11 protein-coding genes and 1 tRNA gene are annotated in these 17731 nt (G+C 44.5%); 6 read left to right on the forward strand and 6 right to left on the reverse strand.

From position 1 onward, the window contains the following. Positions 1–2 precede the first annotated feature (2 nt). Positions 3–2357 carry an ABC transporter permease gene (locus FN124_RS21225; RefSeq protein WP_142686797.1) on the forward strand — a complete coding sequence of 785 codons (2355 nt, stop codon included), beginning with the start codon at positions 3–5 and terminating at the stop codon, positions 2355–2357. A 56-nt stretch (positions 2358–2413) separates the two neighbouring features. Here the strand turns inward: FN124_RS21225 and FN124_RS21230 are convergent, their stop codons facing one another. The 4 genes from FN124_RS21230 to FN124_RS21240 form a co-directional block, all read right to left on the reverse strand. Next, positions 2414–2869: a sulfatase/phosphatase domain-containing protein gene (locus FN124_RS21230; protein ID WP_312847239.1), complete on the reverse strand. Its 456-nt coding sequence runs from the start codon at positions 2867–2869 to the stop codon at positions 2414–2416. Further along, complete coding sequence (locus tag FN124_RS31510) at positions 2785–3057, reverse strand: sulfatase-like hydrolase/transferase (protein WP_260607553.1); 273 nt, start codon at positions 3055–3057, stop codon at positions 2785–2787. Before FN124_RS31510 ends, FN124_RS21230 begins: the two co-directional genes overlap by 85 nt. Next, positions 3054–3239 (reverse strand): hypothetical protein, encoded by a 186-nt coding sequence (locus FN124_RS21235; RefSeq protein ID WP_142686798.1) that lies wholly within the window; start codon positions 3237–3239, stop codon positions 3054–3056. Before FN124_RS21235 ends, FN124_RS31510 begins: the two co-directional genes overlap by 4 nt. A 61-nt stretch (positions 3240–3300) precedes the next feature. Then, positions 3301–4578: a hemolysin family protein gene (locus FN124_RS21240; protein WP_142686799.1), complete on the reverse strand. Its 1278-nt coding sequence runs from the start codon at positions 4576–4578 to the stop codon at positions 3301–3303. 159 nt (positions 4579–4737) lie between these two features. Between FN124_RS21240 and FN124_RS21245 the strand changes: the two genes are divergently transcribed. The 4 genes from FN124_RS21245 (at position 4738) to FN124_RS21260 (ending at position 11771) form a co-directional block, all read left to right on the forward strand. Continuing rightward, positions 4738–4821, forward strand: a tRNA-Leu gene (locus FN124_RS21245). Positions 4822–5229: 408 nt separating this feature from the next. Continuing rightward, on the forward strand, positions 5230–6024 hold the full coding sequence (locus FN124_RS21250) for an SDR family oxidoreductase (protein ID WP_142686800.1): 795 nt from the start codon (positions 5230–5232) through the stop codon (positions 6022–6024). Between the two features lie 25 nt (positions 6025–6049). Further along, positions 6050–6463, forward strand: a complete 414-nt coding sequence (locus FN124_RS21255) for a GlcG/HbpS family heme-binding protein (protein ID WP_142686801.1) — start codon at positions 6050–6052, stop codon at positions 6461–6463. A gap of 1069 nt (positions 6464–7532) precedes the next feature. Next, positions 7533–11771: a type I polyketide synthase gene (locus tag FN124_RS21260; RefSeq protein ID WP_142686802.1), complete on the forward strand. Its 4239-nt coding sequence runs from the start codon at positions 7533–7535 to the stop codon at positions 11769–11771. A 68-nt stretch (positions 11772–11839) separates the two neighbouring features. On the opposite strand, the gene FN124_RS21265 is transcribed toward FN124_RS21260, so the two are convergent. Both FN124_RS21265 and FN124_RS21270 read right to left on the reverse strand, forming a co-directional pair. Beyond that, the gene (locus tag FN124_RS21265; protein ID WP_142686803.1) at positions 11840–14365 is read right to left on the reverse strand and encodes a phosphocholine-specific phospholipase C; all 2526 of its coding nucleotides are present in this window, start codon (positions 14363–14365) and stop codon (positions 11840–11842) included. Between the two features lie 44 nt (positions 14366–14409). After that, positions 14410–15948, reverse strand: a complete 1539-nt coding sequence (locus tag FN124_RS21270) for an FG-GAP-like repeat-containing protein (protein ID WP_185937302.1) — start codon at positions 15946–15948, stop codon at positions 14410–14412. Positions 15949–16394: 446 nt separating this feature from the next. Between FN124_RS21270 and FN124_RS21275 the strand changes: the two genes are divergently transcribed. Next, complete coding sequence (locus tag FN124_RS21275) at positions 16395–17543, forward strand: glycoside hydrolase family 18 protein (RefSeq protein WP_185937303.1); 1149 nt, start codon at positions 16395–16397, stop codon at positions 17541–17543. Positions 17544–17731: the final 188 nt, after the last annotated feature.

Here is a 17731-nt window from a genome sequence, read left to right on the forward strand (position 1 = left end):
CTATGATCGCAAACTATTTCAATATTGCCTTTCGCCATTTCCGCAGAAACAGGGGATACAGTATATTGAATATTGCGGGCCTCACCGCAGGTATTGTTTGTACGGCGCTTATCTGTCTGTGGATAGAATCTGAGCTTACGTTTAACCACGATATACCCGGCTATGAGCACCTGTACATAGTCAGGGAAAACCAGACCCATGATGGTAAAATTTCCACTTACATGGGCACGCCGGGGCCTATGGGGAAGGCATTGCCGCAGGATGTGTCCGGCGTGGTAAGGGCCGCCCGCAGCGGAGGCAATTCCCGGGAGCTGTTTAGCTGGAAGGATAAGCACATGAATATAGACGGGCATTATACGGATGCTTCGTTGTTTGCCATGCTGGGGCTGCAGTTTACCGGCGGCAATCCTGCCACGGCTTTTCAGCAGGTAAATTCCCTGGTGATCAGCGAGCGGATGGCCACTGCTTTCTTTGGCACCACAGATGCCGTGGGCAAAACGCTTACCGTGAATAACGGCGACGACTATATGATCACCGGCGTATTTAAAGCGCTCCCGGAGAATAGTACTTTTAATTTCCAGTGGCTGGCGCCTTTTGAGGTAATAGAGGCCAGCCACGACTGGATAAAACGATGGGACGCCAACGGCGTCCGCACTTATGTGCAGTTATCGCCTCATGCAGATGTAGCAGCGGTGAACCAGCAGTTGAAAACATATCTCAGTACAAAAACAAGGACCAATACGGTGTGCTTTTTACAGGCTATGGACGACTGGAACCTGTATGATCAGTATACCGATGGCAGGGTTAGCGGGGGCCGTATCCAGTACGTCCGTTTGTTTAGTATCATAGCTGGCATTATCCTGTTAATTGCCTGTATTAATTTTATGAACCTCGCTACGGCGGGCGCTGAAAAGCGCGCCCGTGAAGTGGGCGTGCGTAAGGTAATGGGCGCCGGCCGGGATAAGCTGCTGTTGCAATTCATGACAGAATCTGTTACGATGGCCTTTATCGCCGTAATACTTGCTGTACTGATCCTGTTATTGGTGCTGCCGGTGTTTAATGCTGTTATTGGCAAACAGTTGTCGCTTTCGTTGTGGAAGCCATCACACACCGGTGCGCTGTTGCTGATAGGATTGCTTACCGGCGCGGTGGCAGGCAGTTACCCGGCTTTTTACCTTTCCTCGTTTAGCCTGGTGGGCGTATTAAAAAAAATGAAAGGCAGCGGTAATGTGCTGGCTGGTTTTATCCGGCGTGGCCTTGTGGTTACACAGTTTTCCGTTTCCATTATATTAATCATCTGCACTATCATCGTATACCAGCAGATTAACCATGTGAAGTCCCGTAACCTGGGATTTGATAAGGACCGTCTGTTATCTGTTAATATGCAGGGGCATGTCAGGGATCATTTTGAGGCGATACTACACGACCTGCAGGAAACCGGCATGGTTGCCAATGCCGCTTTGAGCCAGTCGCCCATGCTGAAGATCTGGTATAACGCCGACAACTATACGTGGAATGGAAAAGACCCTGAAAAGAATGTGCTTATTACCTACGACGGCGTAAGCCCGCAATATCTTAACACCATGAGTATGCAGTTGCTGGCAGGCAGGGATTTTAATACCGACGCGCGTACGGACAGTAACAACGTGATCATCAATCATTCAATGGCGGTAAGCATGGGAGCAGAAGGCAGGGTCGGCGGTATTATTTATAATAATAACCGTGCGTATCATATTGTGGGTGTCATAGGTGATTTCCTGTATAATAATATGTATACGGCCAGCGCCCCGTTCCTGCTTTTCAGTAATACTGCCTACACGGAATATATAAGCATCCGCTTTAAGCCGGAAGCTAATATTAATACAGCGCTCGCTGCTACGGAGAAAATATTTGCCCGTTACAATCCCGGTTACCCGTTTGAATATACTTTCACGGATACTGAATTTGCCGCCCTGTTCAGGGAAGAGATGCTTACAGGCAGGCTGGTTGCTTTTTTTGCCGGTCTTGCCATCTTTATCTCCTGCCTGGGATTATTCGGGCTGGCCACTTATACAGCCGAGCGCAGAACCAGGGAAATCGGTATCCGCAAAGTGCTGGGCGCTTCCATTGCCGGGCTCACGGGCTTATTATCAAGGGAGTATATGAAGCTGGTGGGTATTTCCTGCCTGCTTGCATTCCCGGTGGCCTGGTGGATGATGCATCGCTGGTTGCAGGCATATGAATACAGGATTGCCATCAGTGGCTGGATCTTTATGTTTGCGGGTTTGCTGGCTATGGCTATTGCATTGGCAACGGTGAGCTACCAGGCGCTGAAGGCTGCATTAGCCAACCCGGTAAAGAGCCTGCGGGCAGAATAGGCTTATTGATAAGGTAGTGCAGGGATTTTCAACACCGGAAATCCCTGCACTATTTTTTATTTTGTTTTACTGATTTTTGGGTTGATGAATTCCCATTCATTGATATGTGCGTTCCGGTGCTCCTTTTTCACAATGTTGCTGAGCTCCTGCAAGAGTTCCGGGTGTGCGGCAGCCACATCATGTTCTTCCCCTTTGTCCGTACTGAAGTCATATAGTTCCCAGGGGGCGGCGGGATTTTTCTTCAGGCCGTTTTTTATGGCTTTCCATTTTCCCATGCGGATGGCCACAGCGCCGCCTTTTTCGGGATATTCAAAGTAGAGGTATTTTCTTGTTGCTACCTGCGTATGTTTGCCGGTCATTTCCGGCAGCAGAGAAATACCATCGTTAGGTGGGGCGGGGATGCCCGCCATTGCAGCGATGGTGGCCATCAGGTCGTACTGTGCGCCTGGCAGTTCCGAGGAGGCGCCTGCAGGAATTTTCCCCGGCCAGCGTACAATAAATGGTTCGCGGATACCACCTTCATAAAGGTCATTTTAAGCCCTTTAAGGCCCCCGGTGCTGTTAAAGAAGGCAGCATCCACTCCGCCATTGAAAGTGGTGCCGTTATCGCTCGAAAACATGATAATGGTGTTCTTGTCCAACCCCAGGCTGGCCACCAGGTCCATGATGATGCCCACCTGCGTATCCAGGTAAGTGATCATGGCTGCGTAGGCCGACAGCGGGTATTTCTGCGGGCTGTAACCCTGTTGGCCATAGTAGGGCCTGTTTCAGCATATCCCAGGTCATCTGCATAAATAAAAATAATATTCGGTTTCGGGGTTTGAGCAGATGAAATAAGGCTCTGCAGGGCGAGTAATCCCGGCAGCAGAATTTTTCTTAGCATGACTATCAGGTTGTTTGTGTTAAGATAGAAAGGTTATGGAAGATATACTACAGCAAAGGTATTATTGCGCAGGTGTTTGTGTACGGATAATCACCTCATCGATGCGGTGATGGTCCATTGTTTTTATTTCAAATGTTACCTGGTTGAGCATTACTTTTTCGCCGGGCACAGGAATATGTTTCAGTTTATCGATGAGCAACCCGGCAATGGTGATATCTTCCCTTTCATATTCGCGCAGCCATTCAAAGTTCAATGTTTCGCGGATATAGCTTAGTCGCGTGTAGCCATAGGTAAGCCAGCTTTTATCCGGCTGCTGTACCAGGAAACGCTCTGTGGCATTGAATCCAGGGAGACTGCCGCCCAAAAGGCCGGATACAATATCGTGGTAGGAGATCATTCCTTCACAGGCGCCGTATTCATTGATCACTACGCCCATGTTGGTATTTTCGCGGCGTAGCTGCTGGAAGATGTCGTATACGGCTTGGTTCAGCGACAAGAAAGAAACAGGGCTGAGCAGTGCTTCCAGAGGCTTATCGGGATACAGCATGAATTCCTTTGCACCCAGTGCGCCGAGCATTTCCTTTTTATCATTCACTACGGGGAAGGTGCGGTGAATACTGCGTTTAATCGTTTCCGTTATTTCATCCCTGTTCATTTCCTTTTTTACGTAGGTGATCATGGCGGAAGGCGTCATAATATTTTCCGCTGTGAGGTCGTATGCAGAGAACAGGTTTTTGTGAAGGGTGAATTCTCCTTTGTCTATCAGTCCCTGTTTGTAAGCGGCGGTGAGCATGCTCCGCAGGTCGTTTTCCGTTAGTTTTTCTTCCCGGATAGTATTTACCGAGAAAAGACCGAGAATGAATTTTGTACTGGCCGTAAGTAATTTTATAAAAGGGTAGGTGATTTTTGAAAAGATGATCATAGAGGGTGTGATGAGATAAGATACTTTCTGGGGATCCAGCAGGGCGAGGGTTTTAGGGATCAGTTCACCGATAACGATGGTGAGGTAGGTAATGCCGCCCACGCCCACGATGAGCGCCACCAGGTGGGCCATGCTTTCATGGAGGCCCCATGAAACGAATACCGGTTCCAGCCAGGCCGCCATCAGGTCGCCGCCGTAGAGCCCTTCCAGTATGCCTACAAGGGTAATACCCACTTGTACGGCGCTGAGAAATTCGTCCGGGTCTTTGATGAGGTTCAGCACGCTGAGGGCTTTCTTGTTGCCGTTGTCGGCCTGTTGTTGCAGGAGCGGCTTATCTACTGAGATCAGGCCAATTTCCGCGATAGAAAAGTAGAAGTTGAGCGCTATAAGTACGATGATAATGATGATAGATGTCATAATGTTGGCGGTTGTATGCTAATTAACAACCCGGGCGCGTTATTGTTTACCGGGCTGATTTTCAGTGAAGTTGCGGAGGTTGACTGAAAAGATATTTCAGTGAAATTTTGGAAAAATAAAACGGCTGCTTATATTTGCAGCCCTGACACAACATCAGTTGCCCAGATGGCGAAATTGGTAGACGCACTGTGTTCAGGTCGCAGCGCCTGCAAGGGTGTGCTGGTTCGAATCCAGTTCTGGGCACTAAAGCCCCTGTAAATCTTTGATTTACAGGGGCTTTTTCTTTTGATCAACCCCAATTGTCGCCGGTATTTTGGATCACAGACGGCACACAGTTCAGCATACAAAAGACCAGTTGCAAAAAAAAGAATAAGGAAGCGCTGGTAATCATAGACACAAAAAGCCCCACCTATAGTAGAGCGCTGTCTCGTTCTCTAAACGAATCATACTGGCCAATTTCTTTGTGGAGTTCCCCCGAAAATACGGAACTGAAAAAAGGGCAAGAGCTTCAATAATTAGATTATCTACATTCGGGCGCCCGATAAATTAAACTAGTATAATGGTATTTTATTCGACCGGGTATAAATTGAGGAAATTAATTACAGGGAAACAGAAGCTTGTTTAAAAGTCATGTTTGCAAGTTAAAATCAAATGAAAAAAAAGAGAATTTTAATTACCGGGGCTGGTAGCGGACTGGGCAAAGCAACCGCTTTGCAGTTAGCAAGAAATGGGCATGATGTGATTGCGTGTGTAGAGTTATTGTCCCAGGTTACAGCGTTGAGAAAAGATGCTGAAAAGAATAAGGTTGAGCTAACAGTAGAACAAATTAATATTTTAGATCCAACGGACCGCCAGTTCGCATGGACATTTGAAGATATAGATGTGTTGTACAATAATGCAGGAATTTCGGAAGCCGGAGCAATATCTGAAATTCCTTTGTCTTTTGTGCGCAAGGTATTTGAAACGAATGTATTTGCAAATCTGGAGTTTACGCAAGGCTTTATTAAAAGTATGGTTAAACGCAGAAAAGGGAAGATCATCTTTGTTTCTTCTGTTGCGGGCTTTATTGGAGGGCCTTTAACCGGGGCTTACGTGGCTTCAAAGCACGCACTGGAAGGGATTGCAACAGTGATGTCAGATGAATTGGCTCCTTTTGGGATCCAGGTTGCCACCGTTAACCCGGGACCTTTTGACACAGGATTTAATGACAGGATGATGGAAACCATCAAAAAGTGGTACGATCCGAAAGTGAATTTTATTGATCAAACCAAAGCTGCATTTCCATTTGAGCAATTTGATCCGCAGGAAATGATTGATAAAATGGTGGAAATAGCCGAAAACGATGGAGGTCTGTATCGTAATATTTGTCCGGAAGAGTTCATTGATTTAGTAAAAGAGGCTCAGGCGGATGCCTGGACTAGGAGACAAAACGAACAGTTATCATAATTTATCACGGTAATGCATATAATAAATGTTGGACCATTTTAGGGCAGAGAACTTATTCCGGGTTTTACAAATCGTTGTTTGTAAAGCTGAACGCATTCAGGTTCCGGTATCCGTCTGTATAACAGATGCTTCGGGACTGTCTTTGGCCTTTTTAAGAATGGAGGGCGCCAAACCTATTAGTGTTGAATTAGCGCCTAAGAAAGCCTATACAGCTGCCATGTTTAAAATGGCCACAAAAGATTTAGGGGGGATTGCACAACCGGAAAACGCCTTCTTCCAGATGGGAATGAGGCTTGGGGGAAAGATTGTGATCTTGGGTGGCGGAGTTCCCCTGCTCTACGACAACAATTTGATCGGCGCCATTGGAGTGAGTGGTGGCAGCGCAGACCAGGATCATGAAATCGCCCAGGCAGCTACTGATGTATTCCTGAAGCTGTAAACAGGGCATATTCCTGTACATCCTCGCTGGTTCGTTAAATCCTGTGATCTGTTTTGCTTACATCACTCAAAACAAGTTGTTTTTATGAAAGCCTGTTTGAGAACTAATAGTAATTAACCCACAACCCCTATTACATCTTAAAGATTTTGTCTTCAGAGACAAGCCGGTTAAAGCATTTGCAAATCCCGATATATTAGGTGAATTTAATAGATCTGAAAGTCTACTCAGTGGCCCCGAGACAAATCCCAGGCAATTTGGGACCATCTATATTGATTTGAATCAAGACAGTTTACCAGGGAAGCCAAATGAAAGTATTGCTACTGCTATTTATCACGAAATAGTTCACGGAGTGTCCGCGATCAATAATGTAAACTCTAATTATCAGCACGAAAGGATGGCTGAGAGCTATTGCCAAAAGATAGAGGGGCGGTTAAAGGCTTTGTTCCCAAACAATAGATGAGAGTCAACGACTAGACACTACTGATATCCGTAAGACATTCTTATACCCCAAAATTACACTATAAATTTAAAGAGGGTGAGTCTACCTCATTTTTCTAATTTTAATTGCTAAAGCGCAAAATACTCTGTGGCAGATGGAGGAATGACCAAAGTGTATTCACTATTTATTCGACTCCGCTTTCCTTATTTTCGTTGGCCGACAAATAAAAAAAACTTCAGATACTTCCATTAATTTCTCATGAAGCGTCAACCCTTGTAGTGATTCATATGGACGATTATAGAAATTTTGTTATTCCGGTAACTTAGGAGCAGTGCGGGGATTCCGTTCCTTCCGGGGAATTGCACAGTAGAATTCTGATTTATCCGTTAGTAGTGAACGTTCTGCTTTTCCATTTAAGTGCAGCCTTCCAGGCTTAATCGGCCTGAATTTTATATAATGAACTGGAACAGGTCATAAAAAAAACGCCCCACAATCAGACGATAGCTCTAAATCAGTTTTAATTATTTTTAATGAAAATGTGAGAATTTAAATAGCAATTTTATTATCTTAATCTCAGATTTTTTAGTTTGCGCACTTAGCGGAATAAACCCTCAACGAAATAACTATTTTATGTTACCCGAAATGAACCCTCAACTCAACCAATCCGATCCCTATTATGCTAATACCATTGCAATTGTAGGTTTATCCTGTCGTTTTCCTGAAGCATCTACAGTAAAGGACTTCTGGGAATTATTGCGGCAGGGAAAAGATACTGTTGCACGTATTCGTCCGGAACGCTGGAATTTATGGGATTACTATGATCCCTCTCCACTCGCAGTCAATAAAACCCATCAACGCGATGCATCCATGCTGCAGGATATCCATGATTTTGATCCTTTATTCTTCAATATTTCCCCTGTGGAAGCTGCCGAAATGCATCCTTCCCAGAAACTCATATTGGAGCTTGTCTGGGAAGCTATTGAAAGCTCAAACATACCTTTCAGAAAGATACAAGGCCGGCACATAGGGGTTTATACAGGCGATATCTGGAACGATTTTGAGCATTACCGAAAACAAAAAAATGTTCCTGTTACGCCGCATTCGGCACAGGGAATGTCTGCCAACATTATTGCTAACAGGGTCTCCTATGCATATGGGTTTACCGGGCCCAGTATGTCAGTTGATACAGGATGTTCGTCCTCAATGACGGCCCTTCACCTGGCTTGCCGGAGCTTACAGCATGAGCATGTAGAAATGGCCATTGCTGCCGGAGTAAACCATTTAATGGCTCCCGACCAATCTGTGTTACTTTCAAAATTTGGCGCATTATCTGAAAAAGGCAGATGCAGCGCATTTGACAGTGAAGCGGACGGTTTTGTGCGTGGAGAAGGGGGTGGGGTATTGTTGCTAAAAAAACTATCGCAGGCTGAAAAAGACGGCGACAGGATATATGCCCTTATACGTGGAACAGCTATCAATAACAACGGATATAATGTCAACCTGCCGGCTACCAGCATTGCCGGCCAGAAACAGGTACTGGCACTTGCCTATAAGCAATGCGGTATTGAGCCACATGAGGTGCACTATGTAGAAGCACATGGAACCGGTACAAGGGTAGGCGATCCTGTTGAGGCCAGGGCGCTGGGGGAATTTTTTAATACCAGCAAAAGAAAACGCAAACTTAGCATCGGATCTGTAAAAACAAATATAGGCCACCTGGAAGGTGCAGCAGGTATAGCAGGAGTGATAAAGGTGGTGCTCTCAATGCAGCACAGGTTGCTGCCTGCCAATCTTCATTACAAAACACCCAATCCCGATATTCCTTTTGAAGCACTTCAACTTTCTGTACAAGATCAGCTAACTCCCTGGCCGGTAAATGGCAGGGAAACCCTGAAGGCCGGCGTCAATTCGTTTGGATGGGGTGGTGCTAATGCCCATGCCGTTTTGGAAGAATACAGAGTGGGAGATGACCAACGCAGCAATCTGCCCGAATGCAGCCGGTATTGTCTTCCGCTTTCCGGCAGATCAGCTGCAGGGCTCAGGGAGTATGCCAAAACGTATGTTAATATTCTTAAAGAGGCTACAGAAAGCACTTTCAAAGAAATATGCATAGCGACTGCCATCTTAAAGCCAGCATTCGAATACCGGAAATTATTCACTGCAAACAGCAGGGATGAGCTTATCGGGGCACTTGAAAGTTTTATCCGGGACACAGATGAGATAATACCGCATCTCCCAGGCTCAAATGATTACAAGGTGGTAATGGTATTCCCCGGACAAGGTTCTCAATGGCCGGGTATGGGATGCGGGTTGTTTTTGCAGGAGCAGGTATTCAGGGAAACACTGGAAGAGTGCGACCATGCCTTCATGCCTTATTCAGGATGGAGCCTGATACAGGAGTTGCATGCTTCCCCGGAATCGAGCCGTATGCAGCATATCGATGTTATTCAACCTTTACTTTGCGCTATACAAATTGCGCTGGCAAAACTCTGGATGTCCTGGGGAATCAGGCCTGAGGCTATAACAGGACATAGTATGGGAGAAGTTGCTGCGGCATACATTGCCGGCGCCTTAACGCTTGACCAGGCGGCGCGTATTATCTGTACCCGCAGTTCCTTGATGAAAAAAGCAAGCGGAGCAGGAAGCGGGATGATCGTGACGGAGTTGTCAGTTGAAGAAGCAAACAGATTGATAGCAGAAAAATACCCGGCGTTGAGCATTGCAGTCTGCAATAGCCCTAAATCCACCATATTGGCAGGCGATCTGCCGGCCATTGAGGAATTGAACACAGAGCTGGACAGCAAGGGTATCTTCGCCCGCCCCGTAAAAGTGAACGTAGCTTCACACAGCAAACAGATGGACCCACTCAAACCTGATCTGGAAAAGGCACTGGAAGATATGAAACCTCTCCCAAATCATATTCCCCTTTTCTCTACCGTCAGAAGTAAAATGATCAGTGGGGAAGAAATGGACTCAGGCTATTGGGCAGATAACCTTCGTAACCCGGTGCAGTTCACTGCAGCGATGGAATATCTCATGCAGGAAGGTCATTCGGTATTTATTGAAGTAAGCCCTCATCCGGTATTGCTGAATGCTATAAATGAATGTGCAGAGGCGTTCGAAGCACAGGTCATACCTGTAGCCACAACCTACCGTGAAAAGCCTGAGCAGGACTCCATTTATAGGAGCCTCGGGGAATTATATGAAAGAGGATATGATATGGATTGGAGACTATTTTATCGCACCTCCAAAGCGCCGGTTGTAAAGTTGCCGGGATATCCTTTCCAAAGGGATTGTTTTGATATAACGTACAAGCCAAAATCCGCAGGAGAGAATGACATACTACCGGAAGAATCCGACTTCCTGCGCCACTTCGGGACACGTAATTCAGTTAAAGAAAAAAGAGATTTACTGGAACGGCTGGTAATACAATATACCGCTGGTAATATCAAACTCCCATCGGACAGGATCAAGCCATATATGACATTTAAAGGACTGGGACAGGATTCGCTAATGGGTATCCGGTTGAAGAACCGCCTGGAAAAAAAACTGCATATAAAATTACCTGCCACCGCCTTCTGGACGCATCCAACTATAACAGCATTTGTTTCCCTGTTGATAGGAATACTGGAAGAAAACCATGGGAAGGATCAAACTGTTTTCTCTGGTGAAACCACGGAAATTAAGCAGGAGGATCCTACGCGCTGGTTTGTTATCCCCAGGCCACAACCCGAAAGCACCAATCGCTTGTTCTGTTTTCATGACGCCGGAGGTGATGCTTCCCTTTTCAATGGCTGGGAACGTCAACTGGGAAATGATTTTGAGGTGGTGGCTATAGAGTTACCAGGGCGGGGCAGAAGGCTAATGGAGGCCGCTGCATCAGATATTCACCTGTTGATCAGGGAAATGATGCCTCTGCTTATTCCGCTCCTGGATAAACCTTTCCTGTTTTTCGGCCATAGCCTTGGAGGATTGCTGGCGTTTGAAACAGCAAGAGCGCTACATAAAGCGGGGCTTCCATTACCCCGGAAATTATTTATATCTGCTATGCCGGGGCCTTCAAACTATCCTTTCAGGGAGGTGGAATACAACTGTAGTGAAGATAGGCTTACCAGCATATTTACAGATTTCGGTAAAGAGCGGATCGGAGACGAAGAACTGTTCCAGCTGCTGATAAAACGACTACGGGCCGATCTCCTGTTGTTCAATAATTATAGCTATATACCCGAAATGCCCTTGCCTTTACCCCTCGTAATAATTCATGGAAAAGATGATGAACGGACTACGGGGAAGTGTATTGATGATTGGCATAGCGAAACATCTGTATCAATGGAAGTCATTTCAAGGCCGGGTGGACATCAGTATATCAGGGAGGACCTGCATTTTTTAGCTGCATTACTCCGGGAAGAGACGGGAACCCCAATTGGAGATAAGATCATTGGCACGTGGAAACTGATCTCATGGGTATATTTCAATGACAAAGGCCAGCCCATTCATTATTTGGGGGAAAATGTCACCGGTATACTGATGTATGACAAGAACGGCAATATGAATGCGCAGTTGACAAAAATGGAGCGGTTACCCTTCAGTTCCGTCTCTCTCAATGATGGAAGTCCTGAAGATGCCCGGGCTGCTCTAAGCGATTATGTAGCTTATTACGGGAAATATTATGAAAACAGTCCCGGTGAATTAGTGCATGTTGTAGAAGGCAGTCTTTTGCCTAATTGGATAGGTAGTAAACAGGTAAGATATGGCAGATTGAAGAATGATCAATTGATTCTATCCACACCGCCTATTCCATCGAAGGATGGAGAATTGGTTTTTCATCTTACCTGGAGAAAGATGCTATCTACACATGAAGCCCATTAATATTATAAGTAAAACGGGAGATCATCGGCATCAATAACGTAAGGATGTGGCCTGATAAGGCCACGTCCTCACGTTAAAGGCGGTTTTGTTGATCCATCCCAAAAGCCCATGTATGGGTCTGTATATCCGGGCAAGCCTGTCTCTACATGGCCGGTATAGCGCCTGTAGTATTTTTCATGGCCTGAAACCCTGACGGTGAAATCGTACCAACTTAGAGATTTATCGAGCCTGACGGCCGTTGTGATAGACTTCATGCCCGTATTGCCGTTGGCCGGAAGCGGCATGACGATGTCGGGTTGCCCATAAGCATTATCTGTAATAATAACAGTGCCGGATGTGTTATCGTTAATATCAACGCGTATTTCAACGTTACCGGTTAAAGTCCGGGCGTCCTGTAAAGCGTATTCGTATAAACAGGAAATAGCAATGTCCGGATCATTATTATCTCCGCCGAATTCTCTCGAAAAACCATTGGGGCCGTATACAACGATGCGGTATACGTTATCCTTAAAAAGCATTAAAGGGAGAGTTTCTGTGAGCGTATCCCCGGCTTTCACTACATAGGATCTAGGTCTTGTTAAGCCGGTAGTGCTCCCCCAGCCGTTCTTAAAGATCTCAAGCTCGTTACGGCCCCAATAAAGGCTGAATGCAGCACCCCAGCAGGTATGGCCATATATTTCATTCCCCGCTTCAAAACTTACAACAACGCCATTAGCGTTTTTATCTACCTTCGCTTCAGAGAATAATTGATATAATAACCCATTGCCTGGCCGTATTCCCTGTTCCTGTTTGGGCAATAATTTACTATTCCGGATATCGTTCCTGATCGCTGCAATTTGATCAGAACTCAGCAAATTAGTGGACGGATCCGCGTTGTGCTTTGCGCTCTTTATTTGTGTGAAAAAGCTTAGGCTGTCAACTGGTGGGGGAAGTGTTATCTTTTCGCCGTTGTACGGCCTGAAGACAGACGTAATATCTCCGCAAACAGTTCGCCTGAATTGACTGATATTGTTACATTTGATATTACTATTGCCGGCTTTTGTATTTAGGAATTTTTCCAGGAACATTAAAGTGGAAGTATGATCAAGTACCTGTGAGTTCACCCAACCGCCACGGCTCCATGGCGACACTACCAACATAGGTACCCGGTACCCGAGGCCGATCGGACTGTTATATTCCTCTGCAAACTCTTCACTAATATCTATTCCGGATGAACAGCGCCCTGCTCCCTCAGTGGGAGCTACAGGAGGAGGCATGTGATCAAAGAAGCCATCATTCTCATCGAAGTTTATTATAAATATGGTCTTTTTCCAAACCTCGGGGTTTGAGGTTAGTATATCTAAAACTTCGGAAACGTACCAGGGACCATATTGAGGGGAAACCGGGTGATCCGAAAAAAACTCAGGCGCCGCTAACCAGGATACCGTTGGCAATTCTCCTTTACTAACATCCTGTCTGAATTGATGAAGAATATCACCGGCAGGAACTGACATGGTTGTTCCATCATTCAGCGTAATTTCCTTAAGGGAATTATATAATGGATCATTAATATTTGTGGTAAATGCCCTGTTATGAATGTCCTTGTTGTACTGGGGCAAATCCTCCCACATGGTTGCTATAGTTTCCCAAGCTGCTCTGTTTTCTTCATTCAAACAAGGATAGTATTGTTTAAACGATTCCAATACATTGTCAGTGAAATTTGATAACCACTTTACCTTAAGGTCCTCTGTTTCGGTATAAACTTTCCCGAAAATATTACCCATCTGCTTAAAGGGCCCAAGAATCAGATTTAATGGGTCCGGTTGTACAGGTTCTGATAAATCTCCCGATTTAAACCGCTCCAAAACAACAGGAAGTATTTTTTTGATGTCATCTGTCCGAAGATAATTTATAAAGGTTTGGTTCTGGTAGATTTTCCATGATATCCCATTATCCTGCAATACTTCCGGGAATGTTTGCCAATCGCAGGTTCCGGGTATTAAGAATGAAGCATTATCCATATGATTCTTTGTATCCGGAAACATATCATTCTTACCTGACAGCTTGCCCGTCCAAAACATCGATCTGTTAGGGGATGTACCTGTCAGTGAGGAACAGAAATAATGATCGCATACCGTAAAGGCATCAGCCAGTGCATGATAAAACGGATGATCTTCACGGGTGAAATACTGCATCGTTTTCGGCGTTTTCTCGTCTATCCACTTATCCATATACCCTAAATTTCTTGCTCCTACCTGATTCGCTGCTTCATGCGGACATCCTCCGGCCCAGGTAACATTTGTGTTTTTGATATCGCATCTTGCCGGTGCATATGTTTCTCCCATCTTATTACTTTGCAACCAGATGGGGTTGCCATTTTCCTGCCACAGGAAGCGGGGATCATTGAATCCTCTCACCCCCTGAAGCGTACCCAGTAAATGATCAAATGACCGGTTTTCCTGCATTAGAAAAACGATATGCTCCGCATCCATAAAGGTGGTGCCAGGATCGGGATTGATGGCAAATGCTTTTTGAACAGCGCCGGGGAGGCTACCCAGGGCCAGGCCTCCGGATAAAGCCGTTAATTTTTTAATAAAATCGCGTCTGGATTCCATTTAGTGAACTTTTTACTATTAACATTCAATTTTAAACCTGACAATTATTCTACAGCCAGCCCTATGGTTTTAATGTGATATCCGGACGAGCTTAAATGGACCCAGTAAAAACCTGTCGTGAGTTTACTGATGTCCATTGTTATAAGATTACTTACACTATGACGTTCACGTATCATCTCCTGTCCAAGCGCATTGATAATGCTCACCAGTATATCCCCGGATCTTTTTACAGGAGAACTAAAAGAAATATGTATTACCGACTTCGCCGGATTAGGGTATAGAGATATCTTTTCGGTTTTGCTCCCATCCTGTTTTGATATTGAAATGGTATCAACTGGCGACAGGCTTTCCTTCGGATGAAGATTTTTTAAAACAAGAAAGTTGTCACTATAAGAATTGGATACCACTAAATTCAACTGTTTGGTTTTACCCATCTCCTTCATGTAAACATGTTGTGGAGCACTGCCAACAGGTATTTCCCTGATCTTTTCAAATGATATATTATGTAGGGAAGAATAGTTTTTCAGAATAACGGTATTATTATCCTTCTCACTGCTTACGGCTATCTCCGGCATGCCGTCGTTATCAAGATCCCCTGCCGCCAATGAGCTGGGGCTTTTAACTGATATCTCCACTTTAGCCTCTGCAAAGTGAGCCTGACTGTTGGGAGAGGATGTATTCATGTAAATTGACAACGAATTGTCAAATAAATTTGCGACGGCGATATCCGGCATCTTGTCGCCATCCAGGTCTTCCACCAGACAATCTACAGGTCCGCTTCCCGTATTTAATTTATCAACTTGTGTAAAGGATATCTGCCCCGGCAATGAAGTAGAATTCTGCAGAACAAACAAGGTGTTTTTGTCATAATCGGAAATAATCAAGTCCGGTCTTTTATCACCATTTATATCTTTTACAACAAAGTAATTAGGGCGTATCCCTAAATCACGGCTTGATCTTGAAAAGTTCACCATACCCTTATCGGTGGAGTTGCCTAAAAATGTTAAAGATTTCTTTTCAAAATCAGCTACAATAAGATCTGTTTTCTTGTCGCCGTCGAGGTCTGCTGCTGCAATATAATAGGCAGATCCGTTCGTTTCTATACTATATTTTTTTTCGAATTTTATTGACCCTGGTGTTGACCTGTTCAGAAAAATTCCAATAATACTATTGTAACCCTTTTTATTTGATAAGGTGATAATATCTTCCTTTGAATCGCCGTCCATGTCACCAATACAAAAAGAAAGTACCCTTCCATCCAGCGATATACTGTCTTTCATTGTCCAGGATTGTCCTTCGTTTGCCGGAATTCCCTCCCAGACGTAAATCTTCTTTTGCTTAGGGCTGGAAACAATTATTTCATCTTTTGTATCATTGTCCAGATCTGATGAAACAAGTTTTCCCGGCGAGCTATTGGGCCATCTGTAAGTAGTAGCATCAAAAGAAAATTGATTTGATTGACCCTGTAATATGTGCGGTATGTTTAGCAGAAAAGCAATACATATACCTGTGAGCACATGACTTCGTAAGAGACGTAAATTTATATTCATGAATTTCTGATTTAAACGGGTATGGCGTTTCATTGGTGGGCTTTTATAAGTCTGCGTTAAAGTATATTTCACTGTTTCCAATTCATAATGGATCTCAGCACACACGAGATACATGTGCCGTAATGTTATACCCTGGGAGAAGAAGGAGTTTACATTAATTTAATATTAGCCCCGGCGCTGAAAAAGGTTTGTATGCATCAACTTGCCAAGCCTTTTAATTATGTTTAGAAGTGTTACTACGTTTAGTGGCTTGTTGGCTTGGCAGCGCCATCAAGACAGTCATTAAACTTGTTTAATAAATTAAACCTCCCGCTTGAACACATATTAATTGCGCTATTTTTAACTGTTAAATAGTTTTCTTTATCCGGCCGGTTCATAAAACTAGTTCCATCATCAAGGTCAATAAGTAATGGTATACACGTTATTTATAAGTAATTCCATTGATGGAGCACCTGATTAATTTAATAAACCTATCATTTATGAACTACATTCCAAAAATCGGCTTACCCTTATTCATACTTGCATTTGGCTCAACTTTGATGCAGGCTTGCAAAACTGAAAACGACCTGAAAGTAGAAAACGAAATCAAGGCGACGCTAAAGGTGAAAGATAGCACGTACCAACATGTTGGTTATGTGAAAGTGAACACGGCGCGCATTACAGATATTGATAAGTTTCGGTTCGAGTTGTCAGCAGAAGAGTCAAAACGCTATGTCCCGGAGCGTTTTTTTGATATTGCCATTGTCTTCGAATCGGCAAAAATATTACCTGCAAAGTCCCCTAAGCTCAGAGGAGAGACCAATCCTGGTGCAGGAGATTATGTGCTGGCATATAAAGAGTGGGCAGCTTCTCAAGCATTTTCACCCTCGGCGGCGTCCATAAACAGGGCAGACTTATATACATCTGACGGAAAACAGATCGATGATCCAATGCAGAGAAATAATGATCCGGGACGCTATTCGCTTAGCATGAATGAGGAACTGAAATCGGATATATTGGCACTTAAGAAATCCGGAAGGATGGTATTGATGGATATAATGCCGGACCATGAAGATGCAGGATGGGAAAGTTTCAACACGCAAGAGCAGGCGAAAAACTTTGCATTACAGATTAACGACGCTATTAATAAATATGGTTGGGATGGTATTGATATAGATGAGGAATATGCAGCCTACCACAATGGACCGTATATCGGTTCGATCAGCAGGGTGCTCTATGAATTGAAGAAAATTTGGGAACAGGAAGACAGTAGGCACCCAGGCAAAAAATTGATTATGGCGAAAGCCTTGTACGCAGATTATGGTGACTTTTCTGCGCCCGTTAATATTGACGGAAATGACGTGAGGTTAGCAGACCTACTGACCTATGGGTGGGAAATGTCTTACGGCTCACCACTCAGTTATAGACTACCAAATTATTTAAACACGTTTAAAATGCAAAAATATCAACTGGGCCTGGGCATTGATTTTAATATTAACTCAACAACGAGTGCTGTTACTACCGCCAAATACGTAAAGAATAATAATTTGAAGTTTATGATGTATTACGACGTCAAGGTAGGTGATAGTTCCAAATATCAGGCGGTATCAGATGTTTTTTATACACGCAGGCTGCAGGTAGTTCAATAGAGGGAACGGCCCGCAATTGGAATGGAAAGATACGATGCATCCGAAATAGGAAATGAATATCATCTATTGTTGTTATCTTCCAGTTAGTTTGAGCAGCAGGGGGATTAGTTTTTCTTGCTGCTCAAACGATTTGTTGAGAAGTGAATTGGCGGATTAGCAATATCTTTTGTCGATAGTAAAATCAACAC

The sequence above is a fragment of the Chitinophaga polysaccharea genome (assembly GCF_902150045.1).
Classification (GTDB): Bacteria; Bacteroidota; Bacteroidia; order Chitinophagales; family Chitinophagaceae; genus Chitinophaga; species Chitinophaga polysaccharea_A.

Excerpts from the sequence above, each read along its gene's own strand:
- FN124_RS21225 (WP_142686797.1), top strand. The coding sequence starts at position 3 with ATGATCGCAAACTATTTCAATATTGCCTTTCGCCATTTCCGCAGAAAC.
- FN124_RS31510 (WP_260607553.1), bottom strand. The coding sequence starts at position 3,057 with ATGATCACTTACCTGGATACGCAGGTGGGCATCATCATGGACCTGGTG.
- FN124_RS21235 (WP_142686798.1), bottom strand. The coding sequence starts at position 3,239 with ATGCTAAGAAAAATTCTGCTGCCGGGATTACTCGCCCTGCAGAGCCTT.
- FN124_RS21240 (WP_142686799.1), bottom strand. The coding sequence starts at position 4,578 with ATGACATCTATCATCATTATCATCGTACTTATAGCGCTCAACTTCTAC.
- FN124_RS21250 (WP_142686800.1), top strand. The coding sequence starts at position 5,230 with ATGAAAAAAAAGAGAATTTTAATTACCGGGGCTGGTAGCGGACTGGGC.
- FN124_RS21255 (WP_142686801.1), top strand. The coding sequence starts at position 6,050 with ATGTTGGACCATTTTAGGGCAGAGAACTTATTCCGGGTTTTACAAATC.
- FN124_RS21260 (WP_142686802.1), top strand. The coding sequence starts at position 7,533 with ATGTTACCCGAAATGAACCCTCAACTCAACCAATCCGATCCCTATTAT.
- FN124_RS21265 (WP_142686803.1), bottom strand. The coding sequence starts at position 14,365 with ATGGAATCCAGACGCGATTTTATTAAAAAATTAACGGCTTTATCCGGA.
- FN124_RS21270 (WP_185937302.1), bottom strand. The coding sequence starts at position 15,948 with ATGAAACGCCATACCCGTTTAAATCAGAAATTCATGAATATAAATTTA.
- FN124_RS21275 (WP_185937303.1), top strand. The coding sequence starts at position 16,395 with ATGAACTACATTCCAAAAATCGGCTTACCCTTATTCATACTTGCATTT.